The organism is Acuticoccus kandeliae, from assembly GCF_003073115.1.
This window is the reverse complement of sequence record NZ_QBBV01000004.1, coordinates 706,485-724,903: the sequence shown is the minus strand read 5'-3', so window position 1 is coordinate 724,903 and position 18,419 is coordinate 706,485. Positions and strand designations below refer to the sequence as shown.

The 18,419-nt window shown below is 69.5% G+C and carries 19 protein-coding genes; 14 read left to right on the top strand and 5 right to left on the bottom strand.

Annotation, left to right across the window (positions count from 1 at the left end):
• Positions 1-6: 6 nt before the first annotated feature.
• The 6 genes from DBV35_RS26480 to DBV35_RS26455 all read left to right on the top strand — a co-directional run bounded on the left by DBV35_RS26480 (position 7) and on the right by DBV35_RS26455 (position 5,492).
• Complete coding sequence (locus DBV35_RS26480) at positions 7-966, top strand: carbohydrate ABC transporter permease (protein WP_108663373.1); 960 nt, start codon at positions 7-9, stop codon at positions 964-966.
• Positions 966-1,802 carry a carbohydrate ABC transporter permease gene (locus DBV35_RS26475; RefSeq protein ID WP_108663372.1) on the top strand — a complete coding sequence of 279 codons (837 nt, stop codon included), beginning with the start codon at positions 966-968 and terminating at the stop codon, positions 1,800-1,802. Before DBV35_RS26480 ends, DBV35_RS26475 begins: the two co-directional genes overlap by 1 nt.
• The gene (locus DBV35_RS26470; protein ID WP_108663371.1) at positions 1,799-2,716 is read left to right on the top strand and encodes a dihydrodipicolinate synthase family protein; all 918 of its coding nucleotides are present in this window, start codon (positions 1,799-1,801) and stop codon (positions 2,714-2,716) included. The genes DBV35_RS26475 and DBV35_RS26470 overlap by 4 nt, the downstream gene beginning before the upstream one ends.
• Positions 2,716-3,924, top strand: coding sequence for a mandelate racemase/muconate lactonizing enzyme family protein (locus DBV35_RS26465; RefSeq protein ID WP_205648880.1), 1,209 nt, complete (start codon positions 2,716-2,718; stop codon positions 3,922-3,924). The genes DBV35_RS26470 and DBV35_RS26465 overlap by 1 nt, the downstream gene beginning before the upstream one ends.
• Positions 3,921-4,847, top strand: coding sequence for a dihydrodipicolinate synthase family protein (locus tag DBV35_RS26460; protein ID WP_108663370.1), 927 nt, complete (start codon positions 3,921-3,923; stop codon positions 4,845-4,847). Before DBV35_RS26465 ends, DBV35_RS26460 begins: the two co-directional genes overlap by 4 nt.
• Positions 4,848-4,943: 96 nt before the next feature.
• Complete coding sequence (locus DBV35_RS26455) at positions 4,944-5,492, top strand: carboxymuconolactone decarboxylase family protein (RefSeq protein WP_108663369.1); 549 nt, start codon at positions 4,944-4,946, stop codon at positions 5,490-5,492.
• Positions 5,493-5,502: 10 nt separating this feature from the next.
• On the opposite strand, the gene DBV35_RS26450 is transcribed toward DBV35_RS26455, so the two are convergent.
• Both DBV35_RS26450 and DBV35_RS26445 read right to left on the bottom strand, forming a co-directional pair.
• Complete coding sequence (locus DBV35_RS26450; protein WP_108663368.1) at positions 5,503-6,426, bottom strand: LysR family transcriptional regulator; 924 nt, start codon at positions 6,424-6,426, stop codon at positions 5,503-5,505.
• Between the two features lie 91 nt (positions 6,427-6,517).
• Positions 6,518-6,955, bottom strand: a complete 438-nt coding sequence (locus tag DBV35_RS26445; protein ID WP_108663367.1) for a DoxX family protein — start codon at positions 6,953-6,955, stop codon at positions 6,518-6,520.
• 182 nt (positions 6,956-7,137) lie between these two features.
• Between DBV35_RS26445 and DBV35_RS26440 the strand changes: the two genes are divergently transcribed.
• The 3 genes from DBV35_RS26440 to DBV35_RS26430 all read left to right on the top strand — a co-directional run bounded on the left by DBV35_RS26440 (position 7,138) and on the right by DBV35_RS26430 (position 10,104).
• Positions 7,138-8,067, top strand: coding sequence for a ring-cleaving dioxygenase (locus DBV35_RS26440; RefSeq protein WP_108663489.1), 930 nt, complete (start codon positions 7,138-7,140; stop codon positions 8,065-8,067).
• A 289-nt stretch (positions 8,068-8,356) separates the two neighbouring features.
• Positions 8,357-8,854, top strand: coding sequence for an invasion associated locus B family protein (locus tag DBV35_RS26435; RefSeq protein ID WP_170135043.1), 498 nt, complete (start codon positions 8,357-8,359; stop codon positions 8,852-8,854).
• A gap of 113 nt (positions 8,855-8,967) precedes the next feature.
• Positions 8,968-10,104, top strand: coding sequence for a diguanylate cyclase (locus DBV35_RS26430; RefSeq protein WP_108663365.1), 1,137 nt, complete (start codon positions 8,968-8,970; stop codon positions 10,102-10,104).
• A gap of 27 nt (positions 10,105-10,131) precedes the next feature.
• Here the strand turns inward: DBV35_RS26430 and DBV35_RS26425 are convergent, their stop codons facing one another.
• Both DBV35_RS26425 and DBV35_RS26420 read right to left on the bottom strand, forming a co-directional pair.
• A complete protein-coding gene (locus DBV35_RS26425; protein ID WP_108663364.1) occupies positions 10,132-11,322 on the bottom strand; it encodes a GGDEF domain-containing protein in 1,191 nt (396 codons plus the stop codon).
• Between the two features lie 134 nt (positions 11,323-11,456).
• Positions 11,457-13,007: an ABC transporter substrate-binding protein gene (locus tag DBV35_RS26420; RefSeq protein WP_425428500.1), complete on the bottom strand. Its 1,551-nt coding sequence runs from the start codon at positions 13,005-13,007 to the stop codon at positions 11,457-11,459.
• A 370-nt stretch (positions 13,008-13,377) separates the two neighbouring features.
• Between DBV35_RS26420 and DBV35_RS26415 the strand changes: the two genes are divergently transcribed.
• The 5 genes from DBV35_RS26415 to DBV35_RS26395 are packed head-to-tail and all read left to right on the top strand — an operon-like array spanning position 13,378 to position 17,893.
• Entirely contained in the window at positions 13,378-14,409 is a 1,032-nt protein-coding gene (locus DBV35_RS26415; RefSeq protein ID WP_108663362.1) for a histone deacetylase family protein, read from the top strand.
• Between the two features lie 51 nt (positions 14,410-14,460).
• Complete coding sequence (locus DBV35_RS26410; protein ID WP_108663361.1) at positions 14,461-15,258, top strand: ferredoxin reductase domain-containing protein; 798 nt, start codon at positions 14,461-14,463, stop codon at positions 15,256-15,258.
• Positions 15,251-16,150: a dihydroorotate dehydrogenase gene (locus tag DBV35_RS26405; RefSeq protein ID WP_108663360.1), complete on the top strand. Its 900-nt coding sequence runs from the start codon at positions 15,251-15,253 to the stop codon at positions 16,148-16,150. The genes DBV35_RS26410 and DBV35_RS26405 overlap by 8 nt, the downstream gene beginning before the upstream one ends.
• Positions 16,147-17,181 (top strand): dihydroorotase, encoded by a 1,035-nt coding sequence (gene pyrC, locus DBV35_RS26400; protein ID WP_108663359.1) that lies wholly within the window; start codon positions 16,147-16,149, stop codon positions 17,179-17,181. Before DBV35_RS26405 ends, pyrC begins: the two co-directional genes overlap by 4 nt.
• 10 nt (positions 17,182-17,191) lie before the next feature.
• Complete coding sequence (locus DBV35_RS26395; protein WP_108663358.1) at positions 17,192-17,893, top strand: orotate phosphoribosyltransferase; 702 nt, start codon at positions 17,192-17,194, stop codon at positions 17,891-17,893.
• Positions 17,894-17,965: 72 nt separating this feature from the next.
• On the opposite strand, the gene DBV35_RS26390 is transcribed toward DBV35_RS26395, so the two are convergent.
• On the bottom strand, positions 17,966-18,241 hold the full coding sequence (locus tag DBV35_RS26390; protein ID WP_108663357.1) for a BolA family protein: 276 nt from the start codon (positions 18,239-18,241) through the stop codon (positions 17,966-17,968).
• Positions 18,242-18,419: the final 178 nt, after the last annotated feature.

Genomic DNA, 18,419 nt, shown 5'->3' with positions numbered 1-18,419 from the left:
GCTGGAATGACTGTTCTCGACCAATCGCCACCGGCGATCGGGGCCCACACCGGCGGCCCGGTTCCGGTCTCACCGCACGCCCGGCGGGGCGGCCTCAAGGCAGGGGAAAGCCGGCTCGGCATCCTCCTCCTCCTGCCCGCGCTGATCGCCTTCTGCGTCGTCGTGCTCTTCCCGTTCCTGGAAGCGCTCGGCCTGTCGCTCTTCCAGTACACGATCGAAATGAGCGAGCCGAAATATATCGGGCTCGAGAATTTCGCCCGTGTGCTGTCGGACCCGGCGATCCGCCAATCCTTCTTCGCGACGATCATCTACGTCGCCGGCGCGACCACGCTCTCGATCGTCCTCGGCCTCGCCTGGGCGCTGGTGCTGAACCAGCCCTTTCCGGGACGTGACGCGCTGCGCGGCCTCTCGCTGCTCCCGTGGGTGATGCCGGCGGTCGTCGCCGCCTTCCTGTGGGGCTGGATCTTCAACTCGCGCTACGGCCTCCTCAACGCGGCGGCGCTGGAGCTCGGCCTCATCGACTTCCCGAAGGCCTGGCTCTCGGACGCGACGGGCGCGATGGCGGCGGTGATCATCACCAAGGTGTGGTTCTCCGTCCCGCTCTTCATGGCCTTCTTCCTCGCCGGCCTCGCGAACCTCGACCGCGACCAGATCGACGCCGCGCGCGTCGACGGGGCGGGCAACTGGGCGGTGCTGCGCGACCATGTGATCCCGCACCTGAAGCCTGTCCTCCTCGTCACCGTCGTGCTCGGGATGATCGGCAACCTCCAGCATTTCGACACGATCTGGGCGCTCACCGGAGGCGGACCCGTCCGCGCGACGGCGGTGCTGTCGATCGAGGTCTATCGCCGCGCGTTCGAGCAATGGGACATCGGCCTTGCCGCCTGCATCGGCGTCGTCTGGGTCGCGCTCATCATGCCGCCCGCCTATTTCTACCTGCGCCAGCTCATGAAGGGGACCGAGTGATGCTGGATCTCACCTCCACCCGCGCCAAGATCGTCGTCGGCGCCACCGCCATCGGGATCGGCTTCTTCCTCTTCTTCCCGGTCTACTGGCTGGTCGTGTCGAGCTTCAAATCCGACGCCGAGCTCTACCGCGTGACGCCGACCCTCTTTCCCGAGACGATCACCCTCACGCACTTCATCAAGGCGCTGACGGTCGGCAAGCTGCCGCTCCAGCTCGCGAACACGCTCGCCGTGTCGCTCGGCTCGGCCGCGGTGAACGCGACGCTCGCCGTCTATGCCGGCTACTCGTTCGCCAAGTACCGCTATGCCGGGCGGCGGCCGATCATGCTCTTCATGCTGTCGGCGCAGATGTTCCCGTTCGGGCTGCTCCTCATCACGATCTACCCGCTTCTGACCGGATGGGGCCTCCTCGACACGCGCTTCGGGCTGATGCTGTCCTACATCGTGTTCGCGCTGCCCGTCGCGACGTACATGCTCTACTCCTACTTCAGCCAGATCCCGAACGAGCTGATCGATGCGGCGCGTGCCGACGGGGCGTCCGATCTCAGGATCTTCCACACGATCATCCTGCCGATCTCGATGCCGCCGATCATCACGGTCTTCCTCTACTCCTTCATGTGGAGCTGGAACGACCTTCTCTACTCGCTGACCCTCATCGTGTCGGACGACAAGCGCACGGTCGGGCCGGGTCTGCTTCTCACCTACCTGAACGACAGCCACTCCGACTGGGGCGGCGCGATGGCGGCCTCGCTGCTCGCCTCGATCCCGGTGATCGTCGGCTTCGTTCTTCTCCAGCGATTCTTCATCCAAGGCGTGACGGCAGGAGCGGTCAAATGAGCCTCAAAGGGACGTTTCCTGTCCTTCCCACCCTGTTCGACGACACCGGCGCGGTCAGCGAACGCGACTTCGACGCGGTCATCGAGTTCGCGATCGAGTGCGGCGTCGATGGCGTCGTCTTCCCCGGCACCGCGAGCGAGGTCGCCTTCCTCACGGCCGAGGAACGCGCGCGCCTCGTCGCCCGGCTCGGCAAGCGCATCGACGGGCGCGTCCCGTTCGTGTGCGGCGCGAGCGACCCCGATCCGGCGCTCGCCCGCGAGCGGGCGCGCGAGGGGGCCGAGGCCGGCGCCTCCGCCGCGATGGTGATGGCGCCGAAGAGCGCCGGCGACGTCGACGGCCTCGTCGCATTCTATGGCGTTGTCGCCGAAGCGCCGATCCCGATCATGATCCAGAACGCGCCGCCCCCGCACGGGGCGGGCCTCAAGCCGGAGGACGTCGCGAAGGTCGTCGCCCGCGTCCCCGCGATCCGCTACGCCAAGGAGGAGACGCTCCCCTGCGGGCAGAACCTCACGCGGCTGAAGGCGGCGGCGGGGCCGGGCCTCGAAGCGATCTTCGGCGGCGCGGGCGGGCGCTACATCACCGACGAGCTCGCGCGCGGCGCGGCCGGCACCGTGCCCGCCGTCGAGCTCGCCGACGTCCACACCGCCCTCGTCCACGCCTTCCAGGCGGGCGACGAGCCACGTGCGCGGGCGCTCTTCGCGGCCTCCCTGCCGCTCCTCAACTTCCAGGCCGTCTTCCGGATGCACATGACGAAGTTCGTCCTGAAGGAGCGGGGGATCATCACCCACACCAAGGTGCGCGCGCCGGACGTCGGGATGGATGCGGGCGACGTCGCCGAGCTCGAAAAGCTCCTCGCCGAGGCGGTCGAGGCGAACCTCTTCACCGTGCGTCCGCCCATGAAGGTGCCGGCCTGATGGACACGGCGACCATGACGCCCCCCCGCGCCGCCCACGCGATCGACGCGATCCGGAGCGTCGAGACCTTCATCATCTCCGTTCCCCGCGACGTGCCATATCTCGGGCCGTTGAAGGAGGGGGAGTTCATCAACGAGAAGGGCTATCTCGTCCGCCGCGGCAACAAGAGCATCTATCCGTCCTCGGACATGACGCTCGTCATCAAGATCACCGGCGAGTCCGGCCATGTCGGCTGGGGCGAGACCTACGGCATCGCCGCTCCGCAGGCGACGAAGGCGATCATCGACGAGCTTCTCGCCCCGGTGATGAAGGGCCGCGACCCCGGCGCCCCGGTCCCGCTCCACGAGGACCTCTACGACCTGATGCGCGTGCGCGGCTTCACCACGGGCTACTATGTCGATGCGCTCGCGGGCGTCGACATCGCCGTGTGGGACCTCTTCGGCCGCGTGACGGGCCTGCCGCTCGCGACGCTCCTCGGCGGGCGGCGGCACGAGCGGCTGCCGGCCTATGTCTCGGGCCTACCGCGCGCGACGCTCCAGGAGCGGTGCGACCTCGCGGTGGAGTGGGTCGGCAAGGGTTATCGCGGCATCAAGTTCGCCGCGGCGGTCTCCGAGGAGGGGATCGTGCGGGAGATGGCGGCGCTGCGCGAGGCGGTCGGCCCCGAGATCGACCTCATGGTGGACCTCCACTGGAAGTTCGAGGCCTCGGAGGCGATCCGCCTCATCCGCAAGCTCGAGCCCTACGACCTCTATTTCGCCGAGGCGCCTGTCCAGCCGGAGGACATGGAGGGCCAGGCCCGCGTCGCCCACGCGATCGGCACCGTCCTCGCGCTCGGCGAGGAATGGCGCACCACCTTCGAGTACCGGCCCCGCTTCGAGAAGCGCGCGATGGGGGTGATCCAGCCCGAGATCGGCCACACCGGGATCACCGAGTTCATGGCCATCGGCCGCATGGCGGGCGCCTTCCACGTGAAGACCATCCCGCACGCCTCGATCTCGATCGGCCTCTTCACCGCCGCCTCGCTGTGCGCGACGAGCGCGCTCCAGTGGGTGCCCTATCACGAGTACCAGCACTCGATCTTCGACCGGAACCTCGCCTTTACCAATGGCGTGATGGGGTCCGCGGCGGGGCACTACATCCTTCCGGAAGGTCCGGGGATCGGCGTGACCCCCAACGATGATCTTTGGAAGTATGTGATCGCGGCATGACCGGACGGAAACGCACGCGCGGGGTCTACCCCGTTCTCTACGCCTTCTGGAACGAAGACGGCTCGCTCGACGAAGGGGCGATGCGCGTCGAGATCGAGCACTGCCTCGCCGAGGGCGCGCACGGCATCATGGTCCTCGGCCTCGTGACCGAGGTCCACAAGATGACGAGCGCGGAGCGGCGCCATCTGGTGGAGACCGTCGGGCGCCTCCTCGCGGGCCGCTTGCCCTACGCCGTGACGATCGGCGAGACGAGCGCCGCCGATCAGGTCGCCTTCGCCGAGATGGCGGCGGGGGCGGGCGCGGACTGGGTGATCCTCCAGCCGCCTCCGTCGGGCACACGCGAGGAGGTGATGGCCTTCTTCGGCGCGGTCGCCGACGCGGTGAGCCTGCCGGTCGCGATCCAGAACAACCCGGTGAACCTTGCCGTGTCGCTGGAGTCCGACGATCTCGTCGCCCTCCACCGCACCCACCCGAACATCTCCATCCTGAAGGCGGAGGGGTTCTCGGTGGAGATCGCGCGGGCGATCGCGGGGGCCGAGGGCGCGCTCGACGTCTTCGGCGGCCATGGCGGCATCGAATATCCGGCCCTGATGCGCTCGGGCGGGACGGGCCTCATCCCCGCGCCGGACTTCCTCGCCGTCCAGGTGCGCATGTTCGCGCTGATGGAGGAGGGGAGCGAGGCGGCCTGGGCCGAGGCGGAGCGTCTCCACGAGATGATCCTGCCGGCGATCGTGTTCATGTCGCGCTCGATCCCCGGAATGCTCTGCTACGGCAAGCGCCTGATGGCCGAGAAGCTCGGCCTTCCGGTGCACGATCGCGCGCCCTTCCTCGCCCCGACCCCGTTCGGGATGGAGGAGATGGGGCGGGCGCTCGCGCGCATCCGCGCGGCCGAGGCGCGGGTCCGGATGGCGAGCGCCGCCTGACGCCCTCTTCGGATTGCGCCCGCGTTGAGGCATACCGTCGATGGAGGCGCCCCATGAGCGGGGCGCGCCGTCACGGACAGCCCATGGGAGCAGACGATGCGCGTGAGCGACCTCGACCCCGAAAGACTCGATGCGGACCAGCAGCGCGTCTATGACGCGATCGCCGCCGGTCCCCGCGCGACGGTGCCGGCGCCGCTGCGGATCTGGCTCCACAGCCCGCATCTCGCCGAACACGCCCAGTCGCTCGGCGCCTTCTGCCGCTACGGCACGACGCTGCCGCCGCACCTCTCCGAACTCGCGATCCTGGTGATGGGCGCACACTGGCGCGCGAACTATGAGTGGCAGGTCCACGCCCCGATCGCCGAGGCCTCGGGCGTGGCGCCGGAGATCGTCGAGGCGATCCGCGCCGGCGTGCGGCCGAAGATCGCCGACCTGAAAGCCGCCGCCGTCTACGAATTCTCGCAGGAGCTTCTCTCCCGCCGCGCCGTCTCCGAGGCGACGATGGCGCTCGCCAAGCGCGAGCTCGGGGAGCGGGGCGTCGTCGAGCTCGTCGGGATCCTCGGCTATTACACGCTGATCTCGATGACGATCGTCGCCTTCGAGGTGCCGCCGATTCCCGGCGACGTGCCGTTCCCGAAGGATTGAGGCGCGGCGGTCAGTCCGGCGCCTCCTCCGCGACGGCGCCCGCGATGATCGCCCGCTCAGCCGGGATCGCCTCGCCGAGGAAATCGAGGAGCGCGCGCACGCGGGGCGAGGCGCGCAGGTCCGCGTGGGTGAGGAGCCAGAGGTCCGTCGCGAATTCGGGCTCCAGCGGGGCGAGGCGGACGAGGCCCGGCCACGGGTCGCCGATGAAGGCGGGGAGGGGGCCGATCCCGATCCCGGCCGCCATCGCCTCGGCGAGGCCGAGCACGGTGTTGATGCGGTAGACGATCCGCTCCGCCGGGACGTGCGCCTTCACATATTGGACGGTCTTCAGCCCGGCCATGTTCTCGCCGAGCGTGATCCAGTTCGCGGCGAAGAGGGAGTGGCGGTCGGGCGGGCCACCGTCCGGATAGTCCTCCGCGCGGCCATAGATCGACCAGCCGATCTTCGCGACGCGCCGGCCGACGAGATTCTCCTGCGGCGCGTCGGTCGCGCGGATCGCGACGTCGGCGTCGCGCTGGGAAAGGTTCAGCGACTGGTTCGCGAGCACGATGTCGAGCCGGATGTGGGGATATTCGGCGCGGAAGCGGGCGAAGAGCGGGGTGAGGAGGCAGGTCAGCAGCGTGTCGCTGGTGGTGACGCGCACCTCGCCAGAGGGGGCGATCTCGCGCCCGGCGATCTTGCGCGCGAAGGTCGCGACGCCGTCGGCCATCTCGCCCGCGAGCGCGATCATCTCCTCGCCCGCCGGGGTCGCCGCGTAGCCGCTGCGATGACGCTCGAACAGCTTGTGGCCGAGATCGTCCTCGATCTGGCGCAGGCGCCGGAAGACGGTGGAGTGGTTGAGGCCCAGGCTCTCGGCCGCCGCCGGTAGGGTGCGGGTGTCCGCGATCGCTTTGACGAGGCGGAAATCGTCCCAGTTGAGATTGTGCGGGCCCATCAGCGGCGCCCGCTCTTTGTCTTGGGTGCGCATCGCGACAAAAAAAAGGCCGGACGCGGGGCGTCCGGCCAGGGAGACGGGGAAGGCTGCGTCAGGCCGAGGCGAGGCCGAGACGGGAGGTCAGCGCGGCCGGAAGGCGCGTCGTGCGGAGCGCGAAGGCGCCGTCGCCGATGAGGATCTGCGCGACCGCCGCGGCGGCGAGGAAGGCCGGATATTCCCAACCGCCATTCGGCGCATTGAAGACCCAACCGTTCGGTGCATGGACCGAGAGCGCGCCGAGGAGGACCGGAAGCAGCGCAATGTTGACGAGGCGGCTGTGGAAGCCGACGAGGATCGCGATGCCGCCGAGAAGCTCGGCAAGGATGATCGGCCACGCGAGGAAGGTCGGGAAGCCGATGGAGCCGAGGAAGCCGGCGAAGCCCGGAACCGTGAAGACGGCGATCTTCAGATAGGCGTGAGCGATGAACATGGCGCCAAGAGCGGCGCGGATGACGAAGGCTCCATAAGGAGCGAGGCGAGTATCGACCATGGAACTGTCTCCTGAGCCGTGATTGGCTGGGACCAATCTGGCGTCGGATCAGATGCAATGCCATCGGCAATATTGCAGCCTCCCAATTGCGCTGACGCAATGATGGGGGCATAGCACTCACCGCCGGTCGCGTCCATCTTTGCTGCAACAAACGGGCACTGCCCGAACAGATGGAGGCCATCATGAGCCAAGCGGGTATTCACCATGTGACGGCCATCGCCGGCCGCGCCGCCCGGAACATCGATTTCTACACGAAGACGCTCGGCATGCGTCTCGTGAAGAAGACGGTGAACTTCGACGATCCGGGCACCTACCACTTCTATTATGGCGACGAGGCGGGGCAGCCCGGCACGATCCTGACCTTCTTCCCGTGGGAGCATGCGGTTCCCGGCCGGGTCGGCGTCGGGGAGACCGAGGAGACGAGCTTCCGCATTCCGCAATCGGCGGTCGGCTACTGGACGCACCGCCTTCTCGAAAAGGGCGTGGAGGCCGACCGGGCCGAGCGCCGCTTCGGTGAGACGGCGATCACCTTCAAGGATCCGGACGGGATGCGCATCGCGCTCGTCGCGGTCCCCGGCATCGAGGACGAGATCGGCTGGACCGGCAATGGCGTGCCGATCGAGAGCGCGATCCGGGGCGTCCACAGCGTCGACCTTCTCCTCAAGGAGGCCGCGCCGACGGGCGAGATCCTGACCGACGTGCTCGGCTTCAAGGAAGTCGGCCGTGACGGTTCGACCGTGCGCTTTGCGGCCGAGGGCGCCCCCTATGGCGGTGTCGTCGACATCCACGAGGTGGGGGACTTCCTGCGCGGCCGCTCCGGCGCCGGCACGGTCCACCACGTCGCCTTCCGCGCCGACGAGGCGGGGCAGGCCGCGATGGCCGCCAAGCTGCGGGGCGAACACCGGATGCGCACGACCGATCAGGTCGACCGGGACTATTTCCGCTCGGTCTATTTCCGTGAGCCGGGCGGGGTCCTCTTCGAGATCGCAACCGACGATCCGGGCTTCGCGGTGGACGAGCCGCTCGCCTCGCTGGGCGGCGCGCTGAAGCTGCCGAAGAATTACGAGCCCTTCCGCAGCGAGATCGAGGCGAAGCTCCCCGAGCTCGCCTAGGCTCCCCGCCGCCCGACGGACGGTCCCGAACCTCAAGCACCGGCCGTGGCCCCGCCACGGCCGGTGCATTCATGCAACGGCTTCGGCCCTTGTTCCGCGTCGGGCCCGTCTCTTTTCCCCATCGGCGGCGTTCTGAGTGGACGCGTCCTCTCCCCCTCGTCAAAAAGACAGGATCGCCGTCACGGCGCGGCGGCGGGCAATCACCAGTGGAGTGCGTGGCGTGGGGCGAGCGACAACAGACTTCCTTTCGGCGCGGACGGCGCGGCGGTCCGCATTCTGGATGGCCGCGGTGTTCGCCGGGCTCCTCGTCGCGTTCGCGCCGGCGGGGGCGCAGACCCCGGCACAGGGGCCGGACGCGCTCACCGAGGTCTATCGCGACTGGACCGTGCGCTGCGCGACGCCCGAGGGCGGGTCGCGCCGCTGCTGGATGGTGCAGACGCTGAACCGGACCGGGTCGGGCGAGCGCATCCTCCAGTTCGAGCTCGCGCTGCCGAGCGGCGCGCCGACGATGCTGCTTCTCACCCCCTTCGGCCTGCTGCTCCCGTCCGGCCTCACGGTCGCGATCGACGATGCCGCGCCGCGCATCCTCCAGTTCCGCACCTGCGTCCCGCAGGGCTGCCTGATCGAGCAGAAGCTCGCCGACACCGAGCTCGCCTCCCTGCGGCGCGGGCAGAAGATGAGCGTCGCGATGGTCGCCGCGCAGAATGAGGCGGAGGTTCGCCTCGAAGTCTCGCTCGCCGGTTTCTCCGCCGCCTATACCCGCCTCACGGCGCTCGCCGGGAGCTAGCATTCGGGCGGCCGGCGCCCGCGCGTGGGGCCGCGCGGCCCACGCCGCGCCGGAGCGATCGTGGATGACGGAGGCCGATCCGTGGTGGTACGAATGAAAGCCGCGGGGGACTTATGATCGAACTCACCCTCTCGCTCCTGAGGAATGTCAGCTTCGTCGCCTTCATCGCGCTCGTCTACGGGCTGATCGTCGCCAATGTGCGCGGGTGGGTCGCGAACGTCATCCTCGGCCTCCTGATGGGGGCGGGGGCGATCCTGTCCATGATGGAGCCGTCCGAGATCCTGCCCGGGGTGATCGTCGATTCGCGCTCCACGCTCGTCATGCTGTCGAGCTTCTTCGCAGGGCCGATCGGTGGCAGCATCACCTGGCTCGCGGCGACGCTCTATCGCATCTCCATCGGCGGGCAGGGCGTGCCGGCGGGCGTTGTCGGCATCTTCGCCTCGGCAGTGATCGGGCTCGCGGGCTACTATCTCGTGAAGGCGCGGGGGCGCCGGCCGCGCTCGTCCGACATCCTGATCCTCGCGGCGATCTCGCCCTTCCTGTCGCTGACGATCTTCCTGCTGCCGTTCGACATCGCGGTGTCGCTGATCAAGTCCGTGCTGCCGCTCGCCTTCGTGCGCATCATCGGCATCCTGGCGCTGGGGCTCCTCATCCTGCACGAGGTTCGCCGCGTCGCGGCCGAGACGGAGGTGCGACGCCTCGCCTTCGTCGACGAGCTGAGCGGCCTTTCCAACAGGCGCGCCTTCTACAGTCACCTGGAGCAGGCTTGGCGGCGATGGGAGCGGTACCGTAACCCGTTCTCGATCATCATCATCGACATCGACTACTTCAAGCTGATCAACGACCGCTACGGCCACCCGGCCGGGGACGAGGTGATCCGGCGTCTCGCCGACATCATGCGATCCGAGGCGCGAGGGTCCGACATTCCGGCCCGCATCGGCGGGGAGGAGTTCGTCATCCTCCTGCCGAACACCGACACGAAATCGTCCGAGATCGCGGCGAACCGCATCCGCCTGCGCGTCGAGGAGGAGGTGGTGGAGGTCGAGGGCGACATCATCCGCTTCACGATCAGCATCGGCATCAGCAACGACGCGGCGCGCGATCTGACGGTGCAGGCGATGCTGTCGAGCGCGGACCAGGCGCTTTATGAGGCGAAGCGCGGCGGGCGGAACCGAGTGTGCGTCGCCGGCCCGCCGCAGGATCGCGCGCCCGTTCCGGGCGAGTTCGGCGCGATGGGGTTCGCGGGATAGAAGCCGGGCGAGCCGCCGGGTGGCGCCTCAGCCGAGGCGGACAATGTTGGTGGGGCTCGCCGACGCGTCCGGCCGCTCGCCGAGCACCACGCAATTGCGCCCGGCCGCCTTCGCCCGATAGAGCGCGCCGTCGGCGCGGGCGATGAGCGGGCCGACGGCCGTATCCCCGTCCACCATCATCGCGACGCCGACGCTCACCGTGGCGCCGATCTTCTGCCCCTCGTGGAATTCGGCCGCCTCGGCGAAGGCGCGCCGCACGCGGTTCGCGATCGCCATCGCCGCCTCCTCGCCACAGGCGGGCAGGACCGCGACGAACTCCTCGCCGCCGATACGCCCGATCGTGTCGACGGGGCGGAGCTGGCGGCGGGCGGTGTCGGCAAAGAGGCGCAGCATCGCGTCGCCGGTCGCGTGGCCGAACGTGTCGTTGATGCGCTTGAAGCGGTCGAGGTCGAAAGCGAGGATCGCGACCGGCTCGTGCCGCGCCCGCTGGAGCGCGACGAGGCGCTCCCCCTCCTCGATGAGGGCGGCGCGGTTGTGGATCTGAGTCAGGAAATCGAAGAGTGCGGCCTTGCGATAGCGCCGCTCCGACCGCTCCCGCACCATCGCGATCAGGAAGACCGCGCTGCCGACCGTGAAGATCGGGGCGGTGAAGTGGACGAGGCCGAACGGGCCGAGCACGGGGAGCGTCAGGAGGCCCGTCGTCGACACCTCGATGGCGATGAGGACGAGCGCGATCGTGTGGATGAGGAGGAGGGCGATCAGCCCGCGCCGGCCCCACAGCGTGTCCGCGCGCCCGCGCCACAGCGCGTGGGCGGCGAAGAGGTCGAACGCGCCGACGAGGAAGGCGACGGCGACCGCGATGTTGACGGAGGGGCGCAGGGTCGCGGCGGCGACCGCCACCACGAAAACGGTTGCCGCGGCGAGGATGAGCGGGCCGCGCCGGTCCGTGCCACGGTCGAGGTCGCGCGCGGCCACCCACCAGAGCGCGCCGCCCGCCGCGAGCGCGGCCGGAGCGAGGACGAGGCTGACGGGCGGGGGCGCGAGCGGGGCGAACGCCATTCCCGCGACGCCGATCCCGTTCGCGATGTTGCCGAGACCCCAGATGAGGGCGGGTGTCGTCCCGTCCCGGTGCCGGACCCAGTGGGCGATCATGATGAGCCCGCTCGCGCAGGCGATCAGCGCACCCATCACCATCATCGTCGCGACATCGAGATGCACGTTCGTCTAACCCGATCCTTCAGGAGGAGCCGCGCTGCTCTCGCTGTCCCGTTGCCGGCGGCGCGGTCCGCCGCCGACCATCCATATAGGTTCAATCACGCGCGGGGCAGATGGCCGGCCCCGCACGGCCTGCGTCATTTTTCGACGTAGGCGTCCATGAAGCCGTCATTCACGCCGATGGCAGTGGTGACGAGGTCCTTCACGTTGCAGCGATAGATCGTCGGGAACTCGATCTCGATGAGCCACGCGACCGGCACGTCCTCGACAAGGATCTCCTGTGCCTCGTCATAGAGCTTCTGCCGGTTGTCGGCGCCGACGGTGACGGCTGCCTCGGTGAAGAGCGTGTCGACCGTCTCGTTGGAGTAGCCCTCGACATTGTTCCAGGGATTCCCCTTGGCGATGTTCGAGGAGATGTAGTTGCGCGCGACGCCGAGTGCCGGATCGCCATACTGGTAGAGGTAGGTGAAGGCGATGTCGTAGTCCCAGTCGGAGACCTTCTGGTTCCAGCCGGCGACGTCGGTCGCTTCCATCTCGACCTTGATGCCGACCTCTTCGAGGTTCTGCTTCATCGCCTCGGCCCAGCGCTGCCAGGTCTCGCCATAGGGGAGCGGAAGGAGGCGAACGGGCGTGCCGTCATAGCCCATCTCCTCAAGGAGGGCGCGGGCCTTGTCGGGGTCGTAGTCGTAGTTGGGGAGTTCCTTGTCGAAGAATTTCGTCTTCGAGGAGACCGGCCCCTTCGCGACCTGACCGAAGCCGCTCCAGATCACGTCGCGCATCATCTCGCGGTCCATCGCGTACATGATCGCCTGGCGGAAGCGCTTGTCGGCCGTCGGCCCCTCGCGATTGTTGAGCCAGGCCCAGGAGTGCGGCGCGAAATATTCCCAGCCCTTGCCGGTGGAGCAGACGCCGTCCATCGCCGTGAGGCGCGGAATGTCCCAGTTCTCGACCGAGCCGCCGGGCAGGACGTCGATCTCGCCGGTCTCGAAGGCGACGGCGCGCGAGGCGGCGTCGGGGATGACCTGCCAGTAGATCTCGTCGAGATAGGGCATCCCCTCGACGTGATAATTCTCGTTCTTCACGAGGTGGATGTAGGACCCCTTCACCCACTCCTTGAACTTGAACGGGCCGGTGCCGATCGGCGTCGCGTTCGCCGGGTTGTTGGCGAAGTCCGTGCCCTCATAGATGTGCTTCGGGACGATCGGCATCGTGCCGACCTCGAAGATGCCGAGGAACGGGCCGAACGGCTCCTTCAGCTTGAAGACGATCGTGTTGGCATCCGGCGCCTCGATGGTGTCCACGTGGCCGAGCGAGACGCGCAGGCGCGGATGGGTCTCGCGCAGGAATTCGTCGACGGAGAAGAGAACGTCGGCCGAGCTGAACGGCTCGCCGTCGTGCCAGGTCACGCCCTCCTTCAGGTGGAAGGTGTAGGTGAGGCCGTCCTCGGACACTTCCCAAGACTGCGCGAGGGAGGGCATCGGGTTGAGGTCGGTGTCGTAGCGCAGCAGGCTCTCATAGATGTTGCCCGCCACCATCTGCACCGGACCGTTCTGCAGGAGGCCGAGCATCAGTCCCGGAGGCTCTGGCTGGATCACCACGTTGAGCCGGCCGCCGGCGGTCTGTGCGGCGGCCGGGCCGACCGCGACGAGGGCCGCGAGCGCGGCAGGCAGTAGGAGTCGTTTCATCAAAAAAGTGGCTCCTCTTGGTTGATCATCATGGGGCCGCCCAGTTGCGTGCGCCCGCGCGCCGGTGAGGTCCCGGGCGATCATGGCGGGGTGGGCAGGGAGACGATTGGGCTGCAACGCCTGCTCCGAATTGGGCTGTGCGACAGTCTGACCATGATCCGGCCGCTGTCAAACGGTTGGGTTGTGCGGCGCATCGAGGGAGCGGGCGGCGGCGGGCCCGTGGCGCGCAATTTGGGCACGATCCGATTCAACCATTGAAGAGGGCGGCGCCCTCCACGATGATCGGGCGATCCATCCCGCACCGCCGAGACCCGCGGATCTGTCCGCGTCGTTGGCGCGCGGTGCGGCCGGGCCGAGCGACGACGGAGCTTCGATGCGCGTTTTCTATGCCGCCGACACCAGCCTTCACGCCCCCGAATTCTTTCTCCTGCGCGGGCGACCCACCCTCAATGAGGAGCGCGCGGAGCGGGCCGAGCGGCTCCTCGCGGGGATCGCGCGCCTGGGGCTCGAGACCGAGGAGCCGGCCGAGGCGGGGCGGATGCCCGTCGCGCGGGTCCACTCGCCCCGTTTTCTCGACTTTCTGGAGACCGCCTGGTGCCAGTGGCAGAAGCTGCCCGGCGCGGGGGCGGAGGTGCTCGGCAACGTCCAGCCTCGGCGGGCCGAGGCGACCTATCCGACCGGCATCGTCGGCCGTGCCGGCTGGCACATGGGCGACCTCGCCTGCCCGATCGGCCAGTACACCTATCGCGCCGCGATGCGGGCGGCCGACAGCGCCCTTGCCGCCGCGCGTGCGGCGGTGAACGGGGGCCGCGTCGCCTACGCGCTCGCCCGCCCGCCCGGCCACCACACGAGCCGCGAGGTGGCGGCCGGCCACTGCATCCTCAACAACGCCGCGATCGCCGCCGCCGATCTCGTCGCGCTCGGCGCCCGCCCCGCGATTCTCGACATCGACGTCCATCACGGCAACGGCACGCAGGCGATCTTCTACGACCGCGCCGACGTGCTGATGGTCTCCGTCCACACCGATCCCGGCAGCTTCTATCCCTGGTTCGTCGGCCATGCGCACGAGGCGGGGATCGGGGCCGGGGAGGGCGCGAACGTCAACCTGCCCCTCCCGATGGGCGCTGACGACGAGGCCTGGCTCGGCGCGATCGAGACCGCGCTCGCGTCGATTTCCCGCTTCGGGGCGGACGTCCTCGTCCTCTCGCTGGGGCTCGACGTGCACGAGAGCGACCCGCTCGGCGGCATGGCGGTGACGACGGCCGGCATCCGCCGGGCGGGCGCGCGTCTCGGCGCACTCAAGATTCCGGTCGCGATCATCCAGGAAGGCGGCTATCTCTCCGCCGCGCTCAGCGACAACATCGCCGCCTTCTTCGAAGGCTTCCTGGATCGCGGCGGCGCATGAGCCGGGCTCGCCCCTCTGGGCGCGCGCCGAGGGCGGCACGAAGGAGACGCGATGAGTGGCGGAGCGAGCGGTGACAAGGTCGTCGAGATCGATGTCACGGTCCATGATGCGCGGGTCGAGCACGGCGTTGGACGCCTGTTCGTCGCCGCGCCGCCGGAGATCAGGGCGGCGCGTGCGGGCCAGTTCGTCCTGGTGCGCAGCCTGCGGGCGGGCGCGCCGCTCCTCGGCCGGCCGCTGACCATCCTGCACGACGGGGCGAATCTGGAGCTGATGTTCAACATCGTCGGCACCGGCACGCGCTTCCTCGCCGCCGCGATGCCGGGCGAGGTGGTCCAAATCGTGGGCCCGCTCGGCAAGCCGTTCGATTTGCCTGGGACGCTGGTCACCATCATCGGCGACGCGAGCCATGTCGGCACCACCCTGTCCCTCGCGCGCGAGCGCGGCGCGGCGGGCCTGCCGACCGACGTGCTCTTCGTCACCGGCGCCGAGGAGAATGGCGCGCCGTCCGCGACGACGAACTTCCTCGCCGGCGAATTCGCCGCGACCGGCGCCGCCGTCACAATCGTCGCCGAGCCGGACCTTGAAGACGCCATCGAGAGCGCGCGGCCGGCCATGATCGCCGCCGGCGCGGGCGACCACCTGATGGCGGGCGTGCAGGCGGTCGCGGGCCGCCTCGGCATCCCTGGCGTCGTGGCCCTCCAGGCGCCGATGGCGTGCGGCGTCGGCGTCTGCCTGGTGTGCGTGCGCCCCTTCCGCGACGGCCCGATGCGGATCATCTGCGAGACGCCGATCGTGGATCTTGCCGAGCCGGTCTTTCCGGTCGCCACGGGAGGCGCGGCCCATGGCTGACCTCTCCGTCCGGATCGGCGACGTCCGCCTCGCGAACCCGGTCCTGCCCGCCTCCGGCACGTTCGGCCTCGGTCACGCGCGGATCTTCGACATCACCCGCCTCGGCGCCCTCGTCCCGAAGACGGTGATGCCCGACGCGCAGCCCGGCCATCCCGCCCCGCGCCTCACCGAGGAGGCGGGCGGCCTCATCAACGCGATCGGCATTCCCTCGGCCGGGATCAGGGCCTTCATCGCCGACACGCTGCCGCTCTATCGCGCCTTCGACGCCCCGCTCGTCATCTCGGTCTCGGCCGACACCGCCGAGACCTTCGCCGAGTGCGTCGCGCTCCTGTGCGCGGCCGGGGGGCTGACGGCGATCGAATTGAACCTCTCCTGCCCGAACCTCGAGGCGGGCGGGCGCGCCTTCGCGCTCGACCCCGAGCCGACCGCGCGCGTCGTGCGCGCCTGCCGCGCCGTCTCGACGCTGCCGCTCTGGTGCAAGCTGTCGCCGAATGCCGGCGCGCCGGGCACCGTCGCCGAGGCGGCGGCGGGTGAGGGGGCCGACGCGCTCATCCTCGCCAACACGATGCTCGCCATCGCCTTCGACAAGGCGGGCGCACCGCGCCTTGCGAACCGCACCGGGGGCCTCTCCGGCGTGCCGGTGAAGCCGATCAATCTGCGCCTCACCGACGAGATCGCCCGCCGCGTCGCGATCCCCATCATCGGCTGCGGCGGCGTTGCGACGCTGCAGGACATGCTCGATTATTTCGCCGCCGGCGCGACCGCCGTCGCCGTCGGCACCGCCACCCTTTCGCGCCCGACGACGATGGTGCATCTCATCGACGCGCTCGGGGCCCATCTCGATGCGCGCGGCATGGCGGCACAGGATCTCGTCCGCAGGAGAGCGATTTGACCGACACCATCATCCTTCACCGCCCGGACGATCTGCACCTGCACCTGCGCGACGGTGCGATCCTGTCGGCGGTCGCGGGCCAGTCGGCCGATTTCGCGCGCGCCATCATCATGCCAAACCTCGTGCCGCCGGTGACGAAGGCCGACGCGATCGCGGCCTATCGGGCGCGGATCGAGGCGGCGTGCCCGGCGGGCATGGCGTTCGAGCCGCTGATGACGCTCTACCTCACCGACGACACGACGCCCGAGGACATCGACGCCATCGAGGGCGTCGCGGTCGCCGCGAAGCTCTACCCCGCGCACGCGACCACCAACTCGGCCTCCGGCGTCAACGACATCGAGGGCCTGACCCCGGTGCTGGAGCGCATGGCCGAGCGCGGTATCCTCCTCCTCGTCCATGGCGAGGTGACGGACCATTCGGTCGACATCTTCGACCGCGAGGCGGTCTTCCTGGAGCGCGTGCTCGACCCGATGCGCCGGCGCGTGCCGGGGCTGAAGGTGGTGCTGGAGCACATCTCGTCGGCCGTCGGCGTCGACTATGTGAAGAGCGCCGAGGCGGGGCTCGCCGGCACCATCACCGCCCACCACCTCGTGATCGACCGCAACGATCTCCTCGTCGGCGGGATCCGACCCTACAATTATTGCCTGCCGATCGTGAAGCGCGCACGCGACCGCGTCGCGCTCGTCGAGGCGGCGACGGGCGGCGACACGCGCTTCTTCTTCGGTTCCGACTCCGCCCCGCACACCGACCCGAAGAAGCTCGGCCCTTGTGGCGCGGCGGGCTGCTTTACCGCGCCGGTGTCGCTGCCGATCCTCGCCCACGTGTTCGAGGAGGCGGACCGGCTCGACACGCTCGACCCGTTCCTGTCGAGGAACGGCGCCCGCTTCTACGGCCTCCCCGAGGCCGAGACGACCATCACGCTCGAGCGCTGCGCCCCCTACGCGCTCGACCCCATCGAAACCCCCGAAGGCCCGATCGCCGTGTTCGATCCGGGCTTCGCGCTCACCTGGCGCCTCGCGCCCGGCGCCTGAGGAAATCGCCATGCTCACCGTCCCCATCGCCTCGGCCGAAGAGGTCTCCCGCATCGCCGCGCGCGCCCTCATCGAAGTGCAGGCGGTGCATCTGCGGCCCGAGGAGCCGTACACCTACACCTCCGGCCTGAAGTCGCCGGTCTATGTCGATTGCCGCAAGCTGATCGCCTATCCGCGCCTGCGCTCGGTGCTGATGCAGCTCTCCGTCGCGACGATGGTGCGCGAGGTCGGGCTCGAGCGCTTCGACGCGGTCGCCGGCGGCGAGACGGCGGGGATCCCGTTCGCGGCCTGGATCGCCGACCTCATGGGCCTGCCGATGCAATATGTGCGCAAGAAGCCGAAAGGGTTCGGCCGCAACGCGCAGATCGAGGGGAGCCTCACGCCCGGCCAGCGCACGCTCCTCGTCGAGGATCTCGCGACCGACGGCGGCTCCAAGCTGCGCTTCGTCAACGCGCTGCGCGAGGCGGGGGCGGAGGTCGCCCACTGCATCGTCGTCTTCCACCACGACATCTTCCCCGAGAGCCGCGACCGGCTGAGCGCCCACGGCCTCACGATCCACGCGCTCGCGCGCTGGCGCGACGTGCTCGCGGTCGGCGCCGAGGACGGCTCGCTCGACAAGGGGCGGATCGAGGAGGTGAACGCCTTCCTCGCGGCGCCGCTCGCCTGGAGCGCGGCGCGCGGCGGGATCGACACGCTGGAGCCGATCGACTGAGACCGTTAGCCTGAGAACGGCCGCCTGAGCCCAAACGCCTGAGACCCCGCGACCGCGCCGGTCGGGCGAGGCTCAGGCCGGGTCGGCCGGAGGCTCGGCCCGGATCGCGAGGGCGTGGACGGGGCCGGCGAGCTCGGCCGCCACGGCCTCGTTGACCATGCGGTGGCGCTGGACGCGGCTCTGGCCGCGGAACGCCTCCGCCTCGATGATGACGCGGAAATGGGTCTCGCCCTCGGGCCTTGCCCCGGCGTGACCGGCGTGAAGATGCGATTCGTCGATCACCTCCAGCTTGGTCGGGGTGAAGGCGGCGCGGAGCGCGGTGACGATACGGGTCTCGACGGGTCCCATGAGGGGAAAATTCCTCCCGGCTTGTGTTGGCGGACGGCGAATTCGTCGCATCCATCCCATTGACAGACCCTCGCCACTCTTTCCAATGCGTTTCAATGCGACGCGTGGACCGGCGCGCTCGGCGCGGCCGGGGTGGCGGTGCGCGGGAACGGTGCTCGGCGAGGAGCCGGGACGGGGC